General features: G+C 40.1%; 14 protein-coding genes. All 14 read right to left on the bottom strand.

Annotation, left to right across the window (positions count from 1 at the left end; all coding sequences use genetic code 11):
• Positions 1 to 67: 67 nt before the first annotated feature.
• The 14 genes from RVY80_RS07505 to greA all read right to left on the bottom strand — a co-directional run bounded on the left by RVY80_RS07505 (position 68) and on the right by greA (position 16,502).
• Positions 68 to 1,543, bottom strand: coding sequence for a TolC family protein (locus RVY80_RS07505; RefSeq protein ID WP_317330122.1), 1,476 nt, complete (start codon positions 1,541 to 1,543; stop codon positions 68 to 70).
• A gap of 39 nt (positions 1,544 to 1,582) precedes the next feature.
• Complete coding sequence (locus RVY80_RS07500) at positions 1,583 to 2,863, bottom strand: MlaD family protein (RefSeq protein WP_317330121.1); 1,281 nt, start codon at positions 2,861 to 2,863, stop codon at positions 1,583 to 1,585.
• Positions 2,864 to 2,865: 2 nt separating this feature from the next.
• Complete coding sequence (locus tag RVY80_RS07495) at positions 2,866 to 3,621, bottom strand: ABC transporter ATP-binding protein (protein WP_317330120.1); 756 nt, start codon at positions 3,619 to 3,621, stop codon at positions 2,866 to 2,868.
• A 15-nt stretch (positions 3,622 to 3,636) separates the two neighbouring features.
• Positions 3,637 to 4,398 carry an MlaE family ABC transporter permease gene (locus RVY80_RS07490; protein WP_317330119.1) on the bottom strand — a complete coding sequence of 254 codons (762 nt, stop codon included), beginning with the start codon at positions 4,396 to 4,398 and terminating at the stop codon, positions 3,637 to 3,639.
• Positions 4,399 to 4,466: 68 nt separating this feature from the next.
• Complete coding sequence (locus RVY80_RS07485; RefSeq protein WP_317330118.1) at positions 4,467 to 6,464, bottom strand: SpoIVB peptidase S55 domain-containing protein; 1,998 nt, start codon at positions 6,462 to 6,464, stop codon at positions 4,467 to 4,469.
• Positions 6,465 to 6,476: 12 nt separating this feature from the next.
• Positions 6,477 to 6,761 (bottom strand): biotin/lipoyl-binding protein, encoded by a 285-nt coding sequence (locus tag RVY80_RS07480; RefSeq protein ID WP_317330117.1) that lies wholly within the window; start codon positions 6,759 to 6,761, stop codon positions 6,477 to 6,479.
• A gap of 99 nt (positions 6,762 to 6,860) precedes the next feature.
• Positions 6,861 to 8,204, bottom strand: coding sequence for a phosphodiester glycosidase family protein (locus RVY80_RS07475; RefSeq protein ID WP_317330116.1), 1,344 nt, complete (start codon positions 8,202 to 8,204; stop codon positions 6,861 to 6,863).
• Between the two features lie 308 nt (positions 8,205 to 8,512).
• Positions 8,513 to 9,586 carry a rod shape-determining protein gene (gene mreB, locus RVY80_RS07470; RefSeq protein ID WP_399416904.1) on the bottom strand — a complete coding sequence of 358 codons (1,074 nt, stop codon included), beginning with the start codon at positions 9,584 to 9,586 and terminating at the stop codon, positions 8,513 to 8,515.
• Between the two features lie 121 nt (positions 9,587 to 9,707).
• A complete protein-coding gene (murA, locus tag RVY80_RS07465; protein WP_295192339.1) occupies positions 9,708 to 10,970 on the bottom strand; it encodes a UDP-N-acetylglucosamine 1-carboxyvinyltransferase in 1,263 nt (420 codons plus the stop codon).
• Positions 10,971 to 11,300: 330 nt separating this feature from the next.
• Positions 11,301 to 12,263 carry a class II fructose-bisphosphatase gene (glpX, locus tag RVY80_RS07460; RefSeq protein WP_317330115.1) on the bottom strand — a complete coding sequence of 321 codons (963 nt, stop codon included), beginning with the start codon at positions 12,261 to 12,263 and terminating at the stop codon, positions 11,301 to 11,303.
• 132 nt (positions 12,264 to 12,395) lie between these two features.
• Positions 12,396 to 13,040 carry a fructose-6-phosphate aldolase gene (gene fsa, locus RVY80_RS07455; RefSeq protein WP_295192341.1) on the bottom strand — a complete coding sequence of 215 codons (645 nt, stop codon included), beginning with the start codon at positions 13,038 to 13,040 and terminating at the stop codon, positions 12,396 to 12,398.
• Between the two features lie 9 nt (positions 13,041 to 13,049).
• A complete protein-coding gene (gene serS / locus RVY80_RS07450) occupies positions 13,050 to 14,336 on the bottom strand; it encodes a serine--tRNA ligase (RefSeq protein WP_317330114.1) in 1,287 nt (428 codons plus the stop codon).
• A gap of 130 nt (positions 14,337 to 14,466) precedes the next feature.
• Positions 14,467 to 15,993 carry a lysine--tRNA ligase gene (lysS, locus tag RVY80_RS07445; protein ID WP_295190109.1) on the bottom strand — a complete coding sequence of 509 codons (1,527 nt, stop codon included), beginning with the start codon at positions 15,991 to 15,993 and terminating at the stop codon, positions 14,467 to 14,469.
• A gap of 35 nt (positions 15,994 to 16,028) precedes the next feature.
• The gene (gene greA / locus RVY80_RS07440) at positions 16,029 to 16,502 is read right to left on the bottom strand and encodes a transcription elongation factor GreA (RefSeq protein ID WP_295190112.1); all 474 of its coding nucleotides are present in this window, start codon (positions 16,500 to 16,502) and stop codon (positions 16,029 to 16,031) included.
• Between the last annotated feature and the right edge of the window lie 21 nt (positions 16,503 to 16,523).

Genomic DNA, 16,523 nt, shown 5'->3' with positions numbered 1-16,523 from the left:
CTATTACGAGAGTCTTGCAAACGATAAAAAAGGTCATTGAAGCAATGCCTCAACGACCTAATGTATATTATTTTGTTACTTGAGCAGCTAAATTAGCCAATGTGTTAACAGAATCGCTATTTGCGATTAACGGAGCCCCGTGTCCAACTGGTGTTTCCAATGGAACACCTACAGCTTGTTCTAATGTAGCCACATAGATATTGTAGTTATACAACGCTTGAACATAGTTATTACGAGCCGTTGTCAAAGATGTTTCTGCATCCAACACATCCAAGTTGCTACCAACGCCAGCGCGATAACGTAAGGATGCGATACGGAAGCTTTCTTGACCTTCTTCTACAGCAACTTTTGTACTAGAAATCGTTTGCTCTGCCGCACGCAAGTTCAAATATGCAGATTGCACGTCATAAAGCACACCATCTACGGCTGCTAAATTTGCTTCTTTCGCGCTTTCTAATTGAGCTTCTCTCACTTTAATAGTATTGCGAGTTGAACCACCATCCCAGATATCTAGGCTAGCATTAGCACCTACAGACCACCCATTATTACTAGTACCACGGTAATTATCGTCAGATGCATAATTCTTACCCGCTGTCAAAGATACAGTTGGCAAGTAACCTGCTTTTGCTTGTTTTACAGATTCTTCTGCAGATTTTACATCCATAGCAGATTTTACTAGTGTAGCACGATGCAACAACGCATAAGCCTTAGCTTGTTCCAATGTTACATTATAAGGTAAATAGCGCATTTCTTTATCTGCCGTTTCAATGCTTGTACTTACAGGATAGCCAATAACGATATTCAAATCAGTTTCAGCTACGTCAGCAGAATTTTGACGAGTGATCAAAGTAGTTTGAGCATCTGCTAAGTTAGTTCTAGCGGCTAATACATCAGAGCTTGCCACCAAGCCAACATTATATTGGGCTTGCACATTAGTCACGTGACCATCATAATCACGAACAGATTGTTGCGCTACATCAACGAGATTACGGTACATAATCAATGTATAGTAATCGCTAATAGCCGTTAATTTTGCTGTTTGCAAGGCTTCTTCATAGCTAGCCCCAGCACTTTCACGGTCATAACGAGCACCATCTATAGCTGCATCTACACTTGGAGTGTATACAGGAACGGATAAACTAAAACCGTTAGTACCACGTTCAGTCACGGAAGATGCATCAGTAGCGCCTCTAGCACGAGTAGCACTGTAAGAATACCCTACACTTGGATTTTTACTAGCCGCCGTGGCGCTTACAGTAGATTTTGCAGCTTCATAAGCCCACATAGATTGTTTAGCAGTACGGTTATTTTTCAATGCCAAATCCACTGTTTTCACTTCGTTCAAAGCCAAAGCAGATGGGAATGTAGCTACATCTTTTGCCGCTTTATCAGCCAATTGTTTTTGTGTCAAAAGCACTGCTTGCTCTTGCAATTTGCTTAATTTACCACTGTTATTTACAGTTGTTGTTACGAGATCAGACGCAAAGGCACCTGTTGTAGCCATTGAGAATAAAATGGCTAGTGTAAGTGCTTTTTTATTCATAGAAAAAACCTCCATACTTAGAATCTATATTCTGGAATGTTAAAAAACTTGTTTTATACCAAAGTATGTACCACCATTGTCAGAACCAAATGGTCTTGTCATTTGTAGTATCCCATATGTATCTTGTGCTAATCTAAATTCACTGCGAATTCGATATTTTTGATGATTTAAATCATACATGGCTGCAGAAATGGAGAATGGGCCACCAAGACCGTAATCAAGACTAAACCCAAGTTCACTTTCAAACAAACCGGCACGAATAGACCATTTGTCAGCAATATATTTACCACCGTTCAAGTCAAAGTCTGTACCATCACCGATATTAGAAAAGCCTAATTCACCTAGTGTTTTATTAGTAAACAAACGGAATCGCACATTCACACGATACTCGTCTTGATGATTATTATACAACAAATCTGCTGATGTTTCAGTACTTAATTGCGACTTTTTTTCGGAATCTTGCCCCTCCGTTGTGGCAGTACCACCATTACCATTGGAGGAGGTAGTACTCGAAACGTAGGCCTTGCCACCCGCAATTTTATTAATACGTGCAGAAATTTGTGCTGTATTGTGCAGTGTTTCTTTAATATTCTCGGCCGCTGTTGGGTCCGTTACAACACCTCCCATCGCACGAGCCATATTATCCACCTTATCAGTGGTTTCTTTCAAATTTGTCACAATACCACGCATATCAGCACCAGCTTGACCATCGGCATTAAACTGTTGTGTCGCTGCATTAAGTTGAGCCGTCATGTCCGCCATATTTTGTGTAATCGCTACGGCATTGTCGGCCACAACAGATGTCGATTGCAATGTATGACGCAATGCACCTTGTGTTTGAGGGTCACCAATGATATTATTGATGGATTCTAACATTTTTTCAGTACCTTCCATCAACTTTTGAGCGCTTTGCATAGCTTTATCCATGCTATCTGCACCTTCGCCTCGAACAGAATCGCCATCATGTAAATATACTTTAGACTTGCCAGGTGAAATTTGGATGAATTTGTCCCCTAATAATCCGTCAGCGCCCATCATAAATTTAGAGTCACTAGGAATTTCGGTTCCTTCATTAATTTTCATACCTACTGCCACACCACCAGGAACGATTTCCACGGAATCCACAGTACCTACAGCAACACCAGATAATTTAACTTGATTCCCCGTTTTTAAACCATTAACTTGCTCAAATTGACCAGTAATCGCCATTTCTGGTTTGGCAAAAATATCCATTTTTCCTACGAATACAATAGAACTCACAAATAGTATGAGGCCCAATATTGTAAAAGCGCCAACTTTCGCTTCCGTTGTCCACTTCATATCTATACTCCCCTTGCAGAAATCGTCAATTCTTCTGCTTTACCATTAATAAATTGTTGTACTTTTTTATTAGTGGAGTGTTTGAACTCCTCTGCACTAGACACTTCGATAAATCTACCTTTATCCAGTAGTGCAATACGGTCTGCCACATAAAAAGCAGATTGCATATCATGAGTCACCACAATAGACGTACAGCCCAAACGCGATTGCATTCCTTTTATAAGCATGCTAATAGTTCCAGATGTAATGGGATCAAGACCAGAAGATGGTTCATCATAAAGAATAAATTTAGCATCTTGTGCAATGGCGCGAGCTAAACTAACGCGTTTTTTCATCCCCCCCGATAGTTCGCTAGGCATATAATCTTCATACCCTCCGAGACCTACCCAGTCGAGACGTTCTGCCACAATAGCTTTAATTTCGTCTTTGGATTTATAAGAATGTTGATTCAATCCAAATGCTACATTTTCCCCTACTGTCATGGAGTCAAATAGAGCTGAGTATTGAAATACCATTCCCATCTTAAGACGGACTTTATTAAATTCTTCTTCATTTAATGAAGTGATTTCTGTGCCATCCACAAAAATCTTACCTGATGTAGGTCGTTGTAATCCAATAAGGAGGCGTAACAGCGTGCTTTTACCACTGCCACTGCCACCAAGGATGACCAAGGTTTCACCATCAGGAATGGTTAAATTAATGTGATCCAAGATAACCCGTGTATCATAGGCTACTACCACATCTTGTAATTCAATCATCAGTCTACTCTCTAATTAAAACAATGCACTAGATAAGAAGTAATTCAATACGAATACTAAAATAATACTAGTGACCACAGAACTCGTTGTAGAGAAACCAACCGCCTCAGCACCCATTTTAGTATTCATCCCTTTATAGGCACCAACCAAGGCAATAACAGCACCAAAAATACTAGACTTCACCAGTCCCAATGTAAAATCAGAAATAGTTGAAAACATTTGGATGGAGTCCAAATACGTAGATGGTGAAAGTCCTTTTATCGCCGTCGCTACAAAATAACCACCGGCAATACCAATAACTACACCATAAAATGCCAAAATAGGTACCATAATCATACATGCCACGACCCGTGGCACTACAAGGTATCCTACAGGATCTGTAGCCATCACACGGAGCGCATCTATTTGTTCAGTCACCTTCATGGTGCCAATTTCAGCAGTAATAGCGGCCCCCACGCGACCAGCTAGAACTACACCTACAAGGATTGGTCCTAATTCACGGCCCATAGCAACAGCCATAATGCCTCCTACCGTACTTTGTGCACCATAGCGAACTAGTACATCAGCAATTTGCAATGTCATTACAGCCCCAGCAAAGAGCAAAGTAAGACTAATAATAGGCAGTGAATCCACCCCTAGATGCGCCATTTGTTGTAGTACATGAAGGAAATTAATCATTTTCAGTTGTTTCAGTGTTTGCCACAATAACATCATGGCATCCCCTGTTTGTTCAAACCGTTTCATGGTAAAACGGCCTATATTCTCTAGCCAGTTCACTAGAAACCTCCCTTATTCTGAATATTCCTTAATTATACCATAATTCACAAATTTTCTAATAATGCATCTTAGGATACGTGGCTGCCAGACGCTTTATTATTAGCATCATTTTCACTAGAATCGTTAGAGCTAGAATTGTTAGTGCCAGAACTATTAACACTAGAACCTTTATCATCACTAGCTTTTACAGTATTAGAAGCATCTCTATCGAGTTTCTTTTCTAATTTTGCTTTCTGCTTCGCTTCTTTAGCTCGTTTTGCCAACACTTTATCACGTTTAGCTGGGCTCATTACATCAATGGAGAATTGACCATCGCCTTGAATGATATACTCTGTGTCAACAGCCGTTTTCTCTTGTTTCTTCTCGTCTTTGTCGCTAGACAAGGATTCACTAGCAGTTGGTTCCTTTTTAATATCCCCAGGTAATGGATTACGCTCTACAGATTCCAATTTTGCTTTTTTAGCAGTTTTAGCACTAGAACCATCATTAACCATACTCACACCGTCTTCAAGGAATTCCACGACGATTTGATTATTCGTATCTGTATCTTGGATTTCTTTGAATAATTCATCAAAATCCTTATACGTTTTCAATCGACGAATAATTTCATCGGTTAAATTATATTTTTGCTTTTCCAATACATATGGTAATGGCACTACACCACCACCACGTACCTCCAATGTTGCTTTACCGATTTTTTGATCCTCTGGCACCTTAAAGAATACTTCTTTTGTTACCACTTCACCTCTGAAAGGTTCTAATTTCACGTCAACCACAATCGTATCACCAGGTGCTACCACTACAGGAGAAGCAGTAGCATCAACAATTTTGGCAGTCACCTTAGATTTAGTAACATCTGCTTTCACCTGAATATCCATAATTTCGTAATCGATGAATCTGTTATTCATCAATACATCAACAACATTGTAGAATTCATCTACACTTTTTTCACTAATGGATTCAGAGGAGTAAAACATATTCGTCCGCGTCAACGGTTTATATTTGTTATCCCTCGGTGTAATTTTGTAACTTACCGTAGCCGTTCCAGATCCACTACGATCCAATGTTTTATTTAAGAAGTTATAGAATGAGGTTGCCGCTAATGTAGGGGTCATCTCAGGATCCTCAATAACCTTCACAGATGTATTGCGTTCCCGTCCCATATCATAATCAGCTAATTGGAATCTCAACGGAATACCATGGGCAATGACACCAGTTTTACCGGCAATACCTGCACCACGATCCTCTGTTACAGTACCAACCTCACTACCCATGGAGCCTAATTTAAAAGCAGAATTCACACTTTTAACAACAGTGAAAATACTTGCATTATGCATAAAATAATCAGATTCACCATGTTTTAGGAAGGGATGTCCAAAAGCTACTACTTGATCATTATCTACATAAGTGACAGTACCAATAGCACCTAATTTCAAATCTCCATCCACTAAGAGGGCCGCTACTGAACCACCTGGTACTAATGGTTTCTTCACATTATCGCCGGTAGCACTAGCCGTATCATATGTTTCATAACCGTATTGAGGTAATTTAGACTTCATATACTCCATGGAATCTGCATCAAATCCATAAGCCATAAGAGGCGTTCCCATAGGAATTAATCGGTCATCAGACCACGAATTACTGAGATTTTTTTCATACGGAATATTCCACAATTTCACCATATCTTCAATAGGTGTAATCATACCCACCGTACCATCAGCAAAGCCCCAACCATAGGCCACCGCGCCAACGAGCTTGCCATTTATATACACCGGGCTACCACTCATGCCATGAGCGATACCACCCGTTTGTTCCATTACAGGGCCAGAGAATTTGGCCAAAATCAAGTCGCCAGAAGGCCCACGATTTTCCATTACACCTAACACCTTCACATTAAATGTAGAAATATCGTCACCTACCAACACAGTTTTTGCTATTCCTTCCATGCCAGTCTGTACTTCGGACACAGGCATAAAATCTACGGCCTGCGCCATTGACATAGACCAACAGAAGAAAAGCGCCAGTATACTCTTTCTATACCGACGCCAAGAATGAGTTACTTTCATTCTATTTCTCCTTTATTTGCTATCAACAGTTGCCACAACTTGACCACGAGTTACATCAGTACCAGTAGTCACATTTACAGCTGTTACAATACCATTTACAACGGCTTTAGACGCAGCCATAGGGCCCGCCAATGTTTCAACAGTAATCAATGTTTGACCTTCAGTTACAGGTGTACCAATAGCCACTACAGTGGATACTTTACCAGTTAAAACAGTATGATGCTCAATTGGGGCCGCCATTACAGTTGCCACACCAAGAGCGCTAATTGCAGCTAGTGCGAACAATAATTTTTTCATAACGATCTCCCTCCTTAAATTTATTTTTGTAATAGTACTATTATACAGTATTTATCAATTATATTCAAAGGCAATTACATAGTATACAATGTAAAATACTTATTTCAACAATAAGATTTGTTCATACAATGTAGGTGCAGCACCCGATTGGTTCACCATTTCTTTATTGACTGCTATATCTACATCACCTTGATTCGTCAATTCTAGGCCCTCTACGGCACCTAGATCAGCTAATAATTTAGCCCCCTCTGCAGATGTTACCCCCACAGATTGAGGTTCTTGTTTATCTATCGTCAAAATCACGAGCCCTCGCCCCTTAGTAGTTCCTACAAAAGTACGAGCCTTGTTGCCATCATTCGATTTACCTACGGCTCTGCCATCTTCTAAAACTATACTACCACCTTGAAGGATTGTCATTCCATCTGCACTAACTTGAGCCAATTCGTCTGTGGTCTTCAACGTTAAAGTATCACCTACCTTAATCGCTTTCAACGTAGTGCTAGCTGTGCCATGACCCGACAATACAAATCCATCTGACGGGATGGATGAATTACCCACACCAGTAGATGTGACCTTATTGCTCTTTAATGTCAACTCATAGCCATAGTTATTAGTACCTGTATTTTTACCATAAGACGGTGTGTACAAGATTAAAGAGTTAGCCACCCGTGGTGCGTCTACACTCGTTACAGCTAACGTAGCTTTTTGAGTCTGCCCTTCGACGCGTGGCACTTTATCCACGATAGAATATCCCCGTTGTGGGTTATATCGTAAAGATGCCACGCCCTCTAATTGTTTCGCCGATGTGATAGTTGTACCTGGAGCAATTGATCTGTCTCCGAAGGAAATCCCTTTACCTTTAGCACCTACAGCCACCTTATATGACTGACTGATTTGCCCCAATGTTTTACCATTAGCATCTACACCTACCTTGAACGGTACTGTAGCATCAGCTGTAATGGCTACGGCTTTTACCATCCCCTCTTTCATATTTGTATTCCATCTCACGAGATTGATATTCGGGCTAATAGATTTTGTCGTTTTTTGTGCATAATTGGAGAATAAATCCACTACCAAACGATTGGGATTTTTTAACACAAATGCATTATAGTTCACGTCTTGGTTTGCATTCAAATTCAATTGTAACTGTGAATCCTTAGACTGTAATCCAACACCTGTGAGGACACCTGTTTTTGTTGTATTTTGTTCGATGGGCTTAGCCATTTTATTCGTAGTGTCCTTGAGTAGGAATGTAAGCACATGTGTTTCTTTATTATAATTCGTTGTATAGTTTTTTGCTTCACTAGTTAAGTCCATAACTACACGACTGTATCCATCGGAATTGGATACGCGAATACCCGTTAAATCGCCTGCAAGGGCGTTTAAGGAGGCAAAACTTGACAACGCTAGTGCCAGTGTGGCGACTAACATACTTTTTTTCATAGTCATACCGTCCCTTTCTATTAAAATTGTAATATGCAGCATTATCGACAGTCATCAGTGTGGCCCATAAACATACCGTAATCTTCTAGTGAAAAATCAATAACACGCATAGAATATATTTATTTGTCTTTATATTGTATCACAAGGTGATGAAAGAAAAATGAGCGGTCCATACATTTTCTTGCTTATTTCAAGGACAAGAAGAACATATAGTGCCGCTCATATATCATTTTTTCATACAAACACATGACTAAGAAGTGCAACTAGCTTGTATCCAATTATAGTAATTGGATACCGATTACTATAATTTATTGTAATCCTTCTAGAGTATCTTTCAAGGCAGACATCTCATTCAAGGCCTTCGCTACACCTCTAATAACTGCATATCGTGGATCATCTACGAGATACGCTGCAATCCCAATAGATCGGGACACAACACGATCAAATCCATCGATGAGAGAGCCCCCACCAGTCAAAATAATCCCATGATCTGCAATAGCAGCCACTAATTCTGGTGGCGTTTTCTCTAAAATATCTTTGATACCTTCTAAAATCGTCATCATTTGAGCTTCTAAGGCTCGTTGCACCTCTAGAGAGCTAACCTCAATCATCTTAGGCAAGCCTGTAGCTGTATCGCGCCCACGCACCTCGATAGAGGTCTCCTTAGCACGACGATCTACAGTACCGATAGCCATTTTTATTTCTTCCGCTGTAGAAATACCGATAACAAGTTTTCGTTTTCGTTTAATATAGCGAACAATAGATTCATTAAATACATCCCCACCAATACGCAAGGATTCGCTCACCACTACACCAGAGTCACATAACACTGCAATATCTGTGGTTCCCCCACCAATATCGAGAACCATAGCCCCCACTTGTGTAGCTTCATCAAGATTTGTGCCCATAGCTGCAGCTAGTGGTTCTTCAATGAGCACCGTCTTCTTAGCGCCGGTACGGAGCAATGCCTCTAATACAGCACGCTTCTCTACCGGTGTACTACCTGATGGCACACATACAATGATGCGAGTCTTCATCAAACTCGATGCAGGAACTACAGAACGGATAAAATAGCGAAGCATAAATTCCGTCGTGTCATAATCAGCAATTACACCTGCCTGTAATGGACGAATTACCTCCACCCCTTCCGGTGTACGCCCTAACATAAGACGTGCCTCTTGACCTACAGCAAGAATATCTCCTGTTTTAACATCCTTCGCTACATACGCAGGTTCATCAAGAACGAGACCTTTCCCTTTAACATAGATCAGCACATTGGCAGTGCCCAAGTCGATACCAATATCATAGGCAAAGCCACCTTGCAACTTACTTAGAAATGATGCTGACTTCTCTGTATCAGATTTATTGCGTTTCATTGTCATGGTAGGTGTTGTCTTGGCAATCGTTGTCGGTCTTCGTCTAAGCTTACGTTTCGCTTGAACCGACTCATCTGATTGAACTGCAGACTTATCATCCCCACCAACAGATTTTGCTACACGCTTCTTATTCGTCAATCCGAACAATGTTCGCACCTAACCTTTGTAATTTACCTACAAAATCATCATACCCACGATCAATATGATGTAAACGTCCTACTTTCGTCTCTCCTTCAGCAGATAATGCGCCACAAACAAGGGCCGCACCTGCACGAAGGTCTGTAGCATTTACTTCTGCACCATGTAAGCCATTCACACCTTCTACAATCGCTTTGCGATTATCTATATCGATATGGGCACCCATTTTACGTAGTTCCGCAACATGCATAAAACGGTTTTCAAAAACAGTTTCCGTAACAGTACTTGTACCATGAGCAATCGTAGTCAATGCCATAAATTGCGCTTGCATATCTGTTGGGAACCCAGGATACGGCAATGTTTTAATATCCACCGCCTTTAGTTTACCATCGCTGACAACACGAATACCATCAATGTCTTCTTCTACGGTTACACCAGCTTCTTTTAGCTTTGCTACCACTGGTTTTAAATGTTCAGACAATGCATTTTCTACATACACGTCACCGCCAGCCATAGCCGCAGCAATTAGATACGTACCAGCTTCAATACGATCAGGAATCACTGTATGAACAGCGCCTTTCAATTCCTTCACGCCTTCGATACGAATGACATTTGTACCAGCACCACGAATATTAGCACCCATACTGTTAAGATATGTCGCCAAATCAACGATTTCTGGTTCTTCTGCAACATTTTCAATGATGGTTTTACCTTCTGCCATACAAGCAGCCATCATTACATTTTCAGTAGCACCTACGCTTGGAAAATCGAGGTAAATTTGACTACCTTGCAAACCATTTGGTGTAGTAGCATGTACATAATCTTCTGTAATTTCAATTTTTGCACCTAGTGCTTCAAATGCCTTCAAATGCAAATCGATAGGACGAGCGCCAATAGCGCAACCGCCAGGCAGGGATATTTTTGCCTCCCCTTTACGAGCCAACAATGGTCCCATAACCAAGAAGGATGCACGCATACGACGTACTAAATCTTCTGGTGCCTCAATAGCAGTTAATTCCGATGCATCAAAAATGATTTCATCTTTTTCTTTTTTGAAAGTTACCTTCACCCCCAAGGATTCGATAACCTTACAAATTGTCCCTACATCTTCCAAGTTTGGAATTTCAAGCAATGTACTTGGGGTAGTACCCAACATAGTGGCCGCAATGATAGGTAGTACAGCATTTTTTGCACTACTTACGCGAACACGACCTTTTAGGCGATTGCCCCCTTGTATAATTAGCTTTTCCAAAAGAATTCCTCCTAGTCATTTTTCATACCTAACACCAAACGAGCGATTATAGTGTCAGTTTAACTATCTATTTTAGTTTGTTGTATATAAATTTATATCGAATAATATAAAAAGCCTTCTATTTAGTATACTATGTTTACATATTGTTCAGCAAGTAAAAGCCCAGCATATAATCCCAATTTCTCCAGCTTTTACACAACATATAGTAGGAAACACAGAAATAGGGCCGAGAATCGAGAGGATCTCGGCCCTATCACAGGAGCAATCACAAAATATATCATTGCTCATTAAGTGTTATGGAAGACGTATTTAAATCATTCAACCTACAATTTATTTAGCCTTTAAAGTTTTTAGTTTATTATCCATATGAATTGTATCAAGGAAACGAACTGTACCTGTTTTAGCACGCATCACAATGGTATGTGTACGTGCGCCACCTGGGAAGTAGCTAATACCATTCAACAAATTCCCCTGTGTAATCGCTGTTGCTGCAAAGATAACATCATCACTCTTAACAAGATCATCTAATGTCAAAATCGCATTTGTATCTTTGATGCCCATATCATGGCAACGTTGAATTTCTGCTTCTGTTTCAGGCAATAAACGAGCTTGCATATCGCCACCAGCACATTTTAATGCCGCTGCTGCCAATACGCCTTCAGGGGCACCACCAGTACCTACAACAACGTGTACGCCGGAACCTTCGATACAACATTCCATAGCTGGGTTAACGTCACCGTCAGTGATGAGGCGAATACGGCAACCAAGATCACGCGCTTCTTTCATAAGGCCAGCATGGCGTTCACGATCAAGCATAACGATTGTTAAGTCCTCTACGTCGCGTTCCATTTTTTTAGCGATATTTTTCAAGTTTTCAGTTAAGGATAGATTCAAGTCGATAGCACCAGCACCACGAGGGCCTACACACAATTTTTGCATGTACATATCTGGCGCATGTAACAAACCGCCTTTTTCAGCAATGGCCATAACTGCAATAGCACCATTTTGACCTTTAGCAATTAGGTTTGTACCTTCAATAGGATCTACAGCGATATCTACTTCTGGACCGCCGGCACCAACATGTTCACCAATGTAAAGCATAGGTGCTTCGTCGATTTCGCCTTCGCCGATAACTACTGTACCAGAGATATTTACGGAATCAAACGCTTGACGCATAGCATCTACGGCTAAACCGTCAGCTGCGTCTTTTTGACCACGACCAAGTAAACGACCACTGCGAAGAGCTGCCGCTTCAACGACACGAGCAAATTCCAAAGATAATGTACGATCCATAATAGGGCCTCCTTAAATGAGTGGTAGATCTATCTACCTATTACATTACACAAGAGCACGGTCTAATCATGTAGATTAGTACCGCTCTTATAGCCTAGCTATTGTTGTTAGGTTACTGTGTTTTTAGTAGTTTTATTGATTAGCTTGTTTCCAGTCTTCTAGGAAACGTGCCAAACCAGCATCTGTCAACGGATGTTTCATAGCTTGTAATAATACTTTATATGGTACAGTAGCGATGTGCGCACCAGCCTTTGCACATTGTGTAATGTGAATTGGTGTACGTACGCTAGCTGCGATAATTTCTGTTTCGATATTATGAACCATGAAAATTTCAGCGACATCTTCGATAAGAGTAATACCATCCATGCTAATATCATCAATACGACCAACGAATGGACTTACATATGTGGCACCTGCACGAGCTGCTAACAATGCTTGGTTCGCGGAGAAAATCAATGTCACGTTTGTTTTAATGCCTTCTTTGGAAAGAATAGCAACGGCTTTTAAACCTTCTGGAGTCATTGGTACTTTGATAACAACATTGTCGCCAAGCTTTACAAGTTCATGCGCTTCTTTGACCATATCAGGTGCTTCTGTAGCAATAACTTCTGCACTTACTGGACCTTCTACAAGAGCAGCAATTTCCTTGATAACTTCTTGTAAATTACGTTTAGATTTAACGATCAAGGACGGATTTGTTGTAACGCCATCGACGAAACCTAATTTATAGGCCGCTTTAATTTCTTCAAATTCTGCAGTATCGATAAAAAATTTCATAGTATCTCCTTATTTAGCAGGTTTAATAACTTCTGCACCGCCCATATATGGCACAAGAACTTGTGGAATACGAACCGAACCATCGGCTTGTTGGTTATTTTCCAAAATAGCCGCTACTGTACGCCCTACAGCTAAACCGGATCCATTTAATGTATGAACGAATTCAGGTTTACCTTTTGGTCCACGACGGAATTTGAGATTACCACGACGAGCTTGGAAATTAGTCATATTGGAGCAAGAGGAAATTTCTCTATATTTATCTTGTGCTGGCATCCATACTTCAACATCGTATGTTTTAGCGGACCCAAATCCGATATCACCAGTGCATAATGTAATTACGCGATGTGGCAATTCCAACAAACGCAATACTTCTTCTGCATTATCTGTTAATGCTTCCAATTCTTTGAAAGAATCTTCTGGTTTCGCCAATTTTACCATTTCAACTTTGTTAAATTGATGTTGACGAATAAGACCACGAGTATCACGACCTGCAGAGCCAGCTTCTGCACGGAAACATGCAGTGTGAGCTGTAAAATATTTTGGCAAATCTTCTTCAGATAAGATTTCATCACGATAGTAGTTGGTCAATGTAACTTCTGCTGTTGGAATCAAATAGTAATCTGCATCATCACCGGTTACTTGGTACATATCTTCTGCAAATTTAGGCAATTGACCAGTCGCTGTCAATGTTTCACCTGTAACCATGTATGGTGTCATCATTTCAGTGTAACCATGTTTATCTACATGAAGGTCAAGCATGAAGTTAATCAATGCACGTTCTAAACGAGCGCCCATGCCTTTGTAGATAGTAAAACGAGCACCGCTCAATTTACCAGCACGTTCAAAATCAAGAATGTCTAAACTTTCACCAAGATCCCAATGTGCTTGGATAGGGAAATCGAATTGACGAGGTTCACCCCATTTACGGTTTTCAGGATTATCCTCTTCGTCAGCACCTACTGGCACGGATGCATCCACCATATTTGGCAACATCAATGCTACATTGCGAAGGCCTTCTTCAACTTCACGAGCACGACGATCTAATTCATAAATCTTGTCGCCTACTTTTTTCATTTCTGCGATTTTATCGTCTGCATTTTCTTTATTGCGTTTTAATTGGCTAATTTCTTCTGTTACTTTATTACGTAATGCTTTTAATTCTTCTACTTCAAGAATAATTTCCTTACGTTCATCATAGAGTTTTACAAATGTGTCTAAATCACCTTTTGTATGGCGATTATCAAGATTTGCTTGTACCGCTTCAATATTCTCACGGACAAATTTCATGTCTAACATAATCAATAACCTCTTTTTTTCATTATGCCCCATTGGGCTCTTTTCAGTATCAATACATTTAAGTTTACCATAAGACACAAAAAAAGTGTAGCTTATATGCGTTTTCATACAAGCTACACTTAGTAAATTCTTACTCTTCTTCAGTTGTTTCTTCTTGCACTGGAGCTGCCACTTCTGGTTTCATCAATGGGAACAACAATACATCACGAATGGATGCGGAATCTGTTAAGAACATAACAAGACGATCGATACCGATACCAAGACCAGCAGTTGGTGGTAAACCATATTCCAATGCTGTTACATAATCGTTATCCATACGATGCGCTTCGTCATCGCCGGCTTCACGTTCTTTCAATTGTGCTTCAAAACGTTCTTTTTGATCGATTGGGTCATTTAACTCGGAGAAGCCATTGGCCAATTCACGGCCATAAATGAATGCTTCGAAACGTTCAGTTGTTAATGGTTTTTCACGGTTCAATTTCGCCAATGGGGAAATTTCTTTTGGATGACCATATACAAATGTTGGTTCAATTAAGTTTTCTTCTACATAATCTTCGAAGCACAAGTTTTGAATTTTACCAATACCATCGTTAGGGCCATACTCTACGTTCAAACGATCTGCAATAGCACGAGCTTCTTCCAATGTTTCTACTGCATCAAAATCTTCGCCAGTGTATTTTTTGATGCCTTCGGACATAGTAATGCGGTTCCATGGTGGAGTCAAATCAATTTCAGTACCTTGGTACGTGATTTTTGTAGTGCCCAACACTTCTTGTGCACAGTACGCCACGATATTTTCAGTCAAACGAATAGCATCTTCATAATTACCATATGCTTGGTAAGATTCCATCATGGTAAACTCAGGGTTATGACGATTATCAATACCTTCATTACGGAAGGAACGGTTGATTTCATATACGCGTTCTAAACCACCAACGATAAGGCGTTTTAGATATAATTCTGGGGAAATACGCATGTAGATATCGATATCCAATGCATTATGATGTGTAATGAAAGGACGAGCTGCAGCACCACCAGGGATAGCATGCATCATAGGGGTTTCCACTTCCATGAATTTTTGGCTATTCAAGTATTCGCGTACTTTCGCAACGATTTGTGTACGTTTTACGAATGTATCACGAACTTCTGGATTTACAATCAAATCTACATAACGTTGCCGGTAACGAAGCTCAGTATCTTTCAAACCATGCCATTTTTCAGGTAATGGACGTAAAGATTTAGACAATAATGTCAATTTGGATACTTTCACAGTGATTTCGCCCATGTGTGTTTTGAACACATGACCTTCCACGCCTACGATATCGCCCATATCAAGCATTTTAACATGTTTATATTCATCTTCGCCCAATACGTCTTTACGGAAATATACTTGAATATCACCAGATAAATCACGGATATTAGCAAATGCAGTTTTACCGTGAGAACGGATTGTCATCAAACGACCTGCTAATACGACTGGTTGATCTTCAAAGTTCAAGAAGTCATCTTTAATATCTTTTGCATGTGCATTAACAACAAAACGTTGTCCAAATGGATAAACGCCGTCTGCTTCATATTCAGCTAATTTATCGCGACGCACTAGCATTTGATCATTTAAATCTTCTTGTACTTGTTGCACTTTTGTTTCTTCGCTCATGGTCATGTCTCCTAGCCAGATTCAGGGAATTACAATTATTGGACAGCCAATACTCGGAACGTAACAGGGCCGTCAGGTGTAGTCACTTCGACTTCATCACCTTCACGTTTACCCAAGATAGCTGCACCAACTGGAGATTCATTAGAAATACGGTTATTGAAAGGATCTGCTTCAGAGGACCCTACGATAACATATTCTAATTCATCGTTGTACATAGTATCTAAAACAGTTACTTTACTACCTACGGATACAACGTCACTTTTTACTGCTTCATCTATAATTTTAGCGGTATTAATTTTATTTTCAAGTTCTGAAATGTGACCTTCGATGAAAGCTTGTTCATTTTTTGCATCATCATACTCAGAGTTTTCACTAATATCACCATATTCAATAGCAATTTTAATACGTTCTGCTACTTCAATACGACGTACAGATTTGTAATGAGCCAATTCTTGTTCAAGTTTCTTTAAACCTTCAGCGGTTAGTAATGTTTCTTTTACTGCTGCCATAACTTCTCACTCTTTCTATTA

It is taken from the genome of Veillonella absiana (genome assembly GCF_032970865.1).
Classification (GTDB): Bacteria; Bacillota; Negativicutes; order Veillonellales; family Veillonellaceae; genus Veillonella; species Veillonella absiana.
This window is presented reverse-complemented; position numbering and strand designations above follow the sequence as displayed.

Excerpts from the sequence above, each read along its gene's own strand:
- RVY80_RS07480 (WP_317330117.1), bottom strand. The coding sequence starts at position 6,761 with ATGAAAAAATTATTGTTCGCACTAGCTGCAATTAGCGCTCTTGGTGTG.
- RVY80_RS07505 (WP_317330122.1), bottom strand. The coding sequence starts at position 1,543 with ATGAATAAAAAAGCACTTACACTAGCCATTTTATTCTCAATGGCTACA.
- lysS (WP_295190109.1), bottom strand. The coding sequence starts at position 15,993 with ATGAGCGAAGAAACAAAAGTGCAACAAGTACAAGAAGATTTAAATGAT.
- greA (WP_295190112.1), bottom strand. The coding sequence starts at position 16,502 with ATGGCAGCAGTAAAAGAAACATTACTAACCGCTGAAGGTTTAAAGAAA.
- RVY80_RS07485 (WP_317330118.1), bottom strand. The coding sequence starts at position 6,464 with ATGAAAGTAACTCATTCTTGGCGTCGGTATAGAAAGAGTATACTGGCG.
- RVY80_RS07500 (WP_317330121.1), bottom strand. The coding sequence starts at position 2,863 with ATGAAGTGGACAACGGAAGCGAAAGTTGGCGCTTTTACAATATTGGGC.
- mreB (WP_399416904.1), bottom strand. The coding sequence starts at position 9,586 with ATGACAATGAAACGCAATAAATCTGATACAGAGAAGTCAGCATCATTT.
- RVY80_RS07495 (WP_317330120.1), bottom strand. The coding sequence starts at position 3,621 with ATGATTGAATTACAAGATGTGGTAGTAGCCTATGATACACGGGTTATC.
- RVY80_RS07475 (WP_317330116.1), bottom strand. The coding sequence starts at position 8,204 with ATGAAAAAAAGTATGTTAGTCGCCACACTGGCACTAGCGTTGTCAAGT.
- glpX (WP_317330115.1), bottom strand. The coding sequence starts at position 12,263 with ATGGATCGTACATTATCTTTGGAATTTGCTCGTGTCGTTGAAGCGGCA.
- serS (WP_317330114.1), bottom strand. The coding sequence starts at position 14,336 with ATGTTAGACATGAAATTTGTCCGTGAGAATATTGAAGCGGTACAAGCA.
- fsa (WP_295192341.1), bottom strand. The coding sequence starts at position 13,040 with ATGAAATTTTTTATCGATACTGCAGAATTTGAAGAAATTAAAGCGGCC.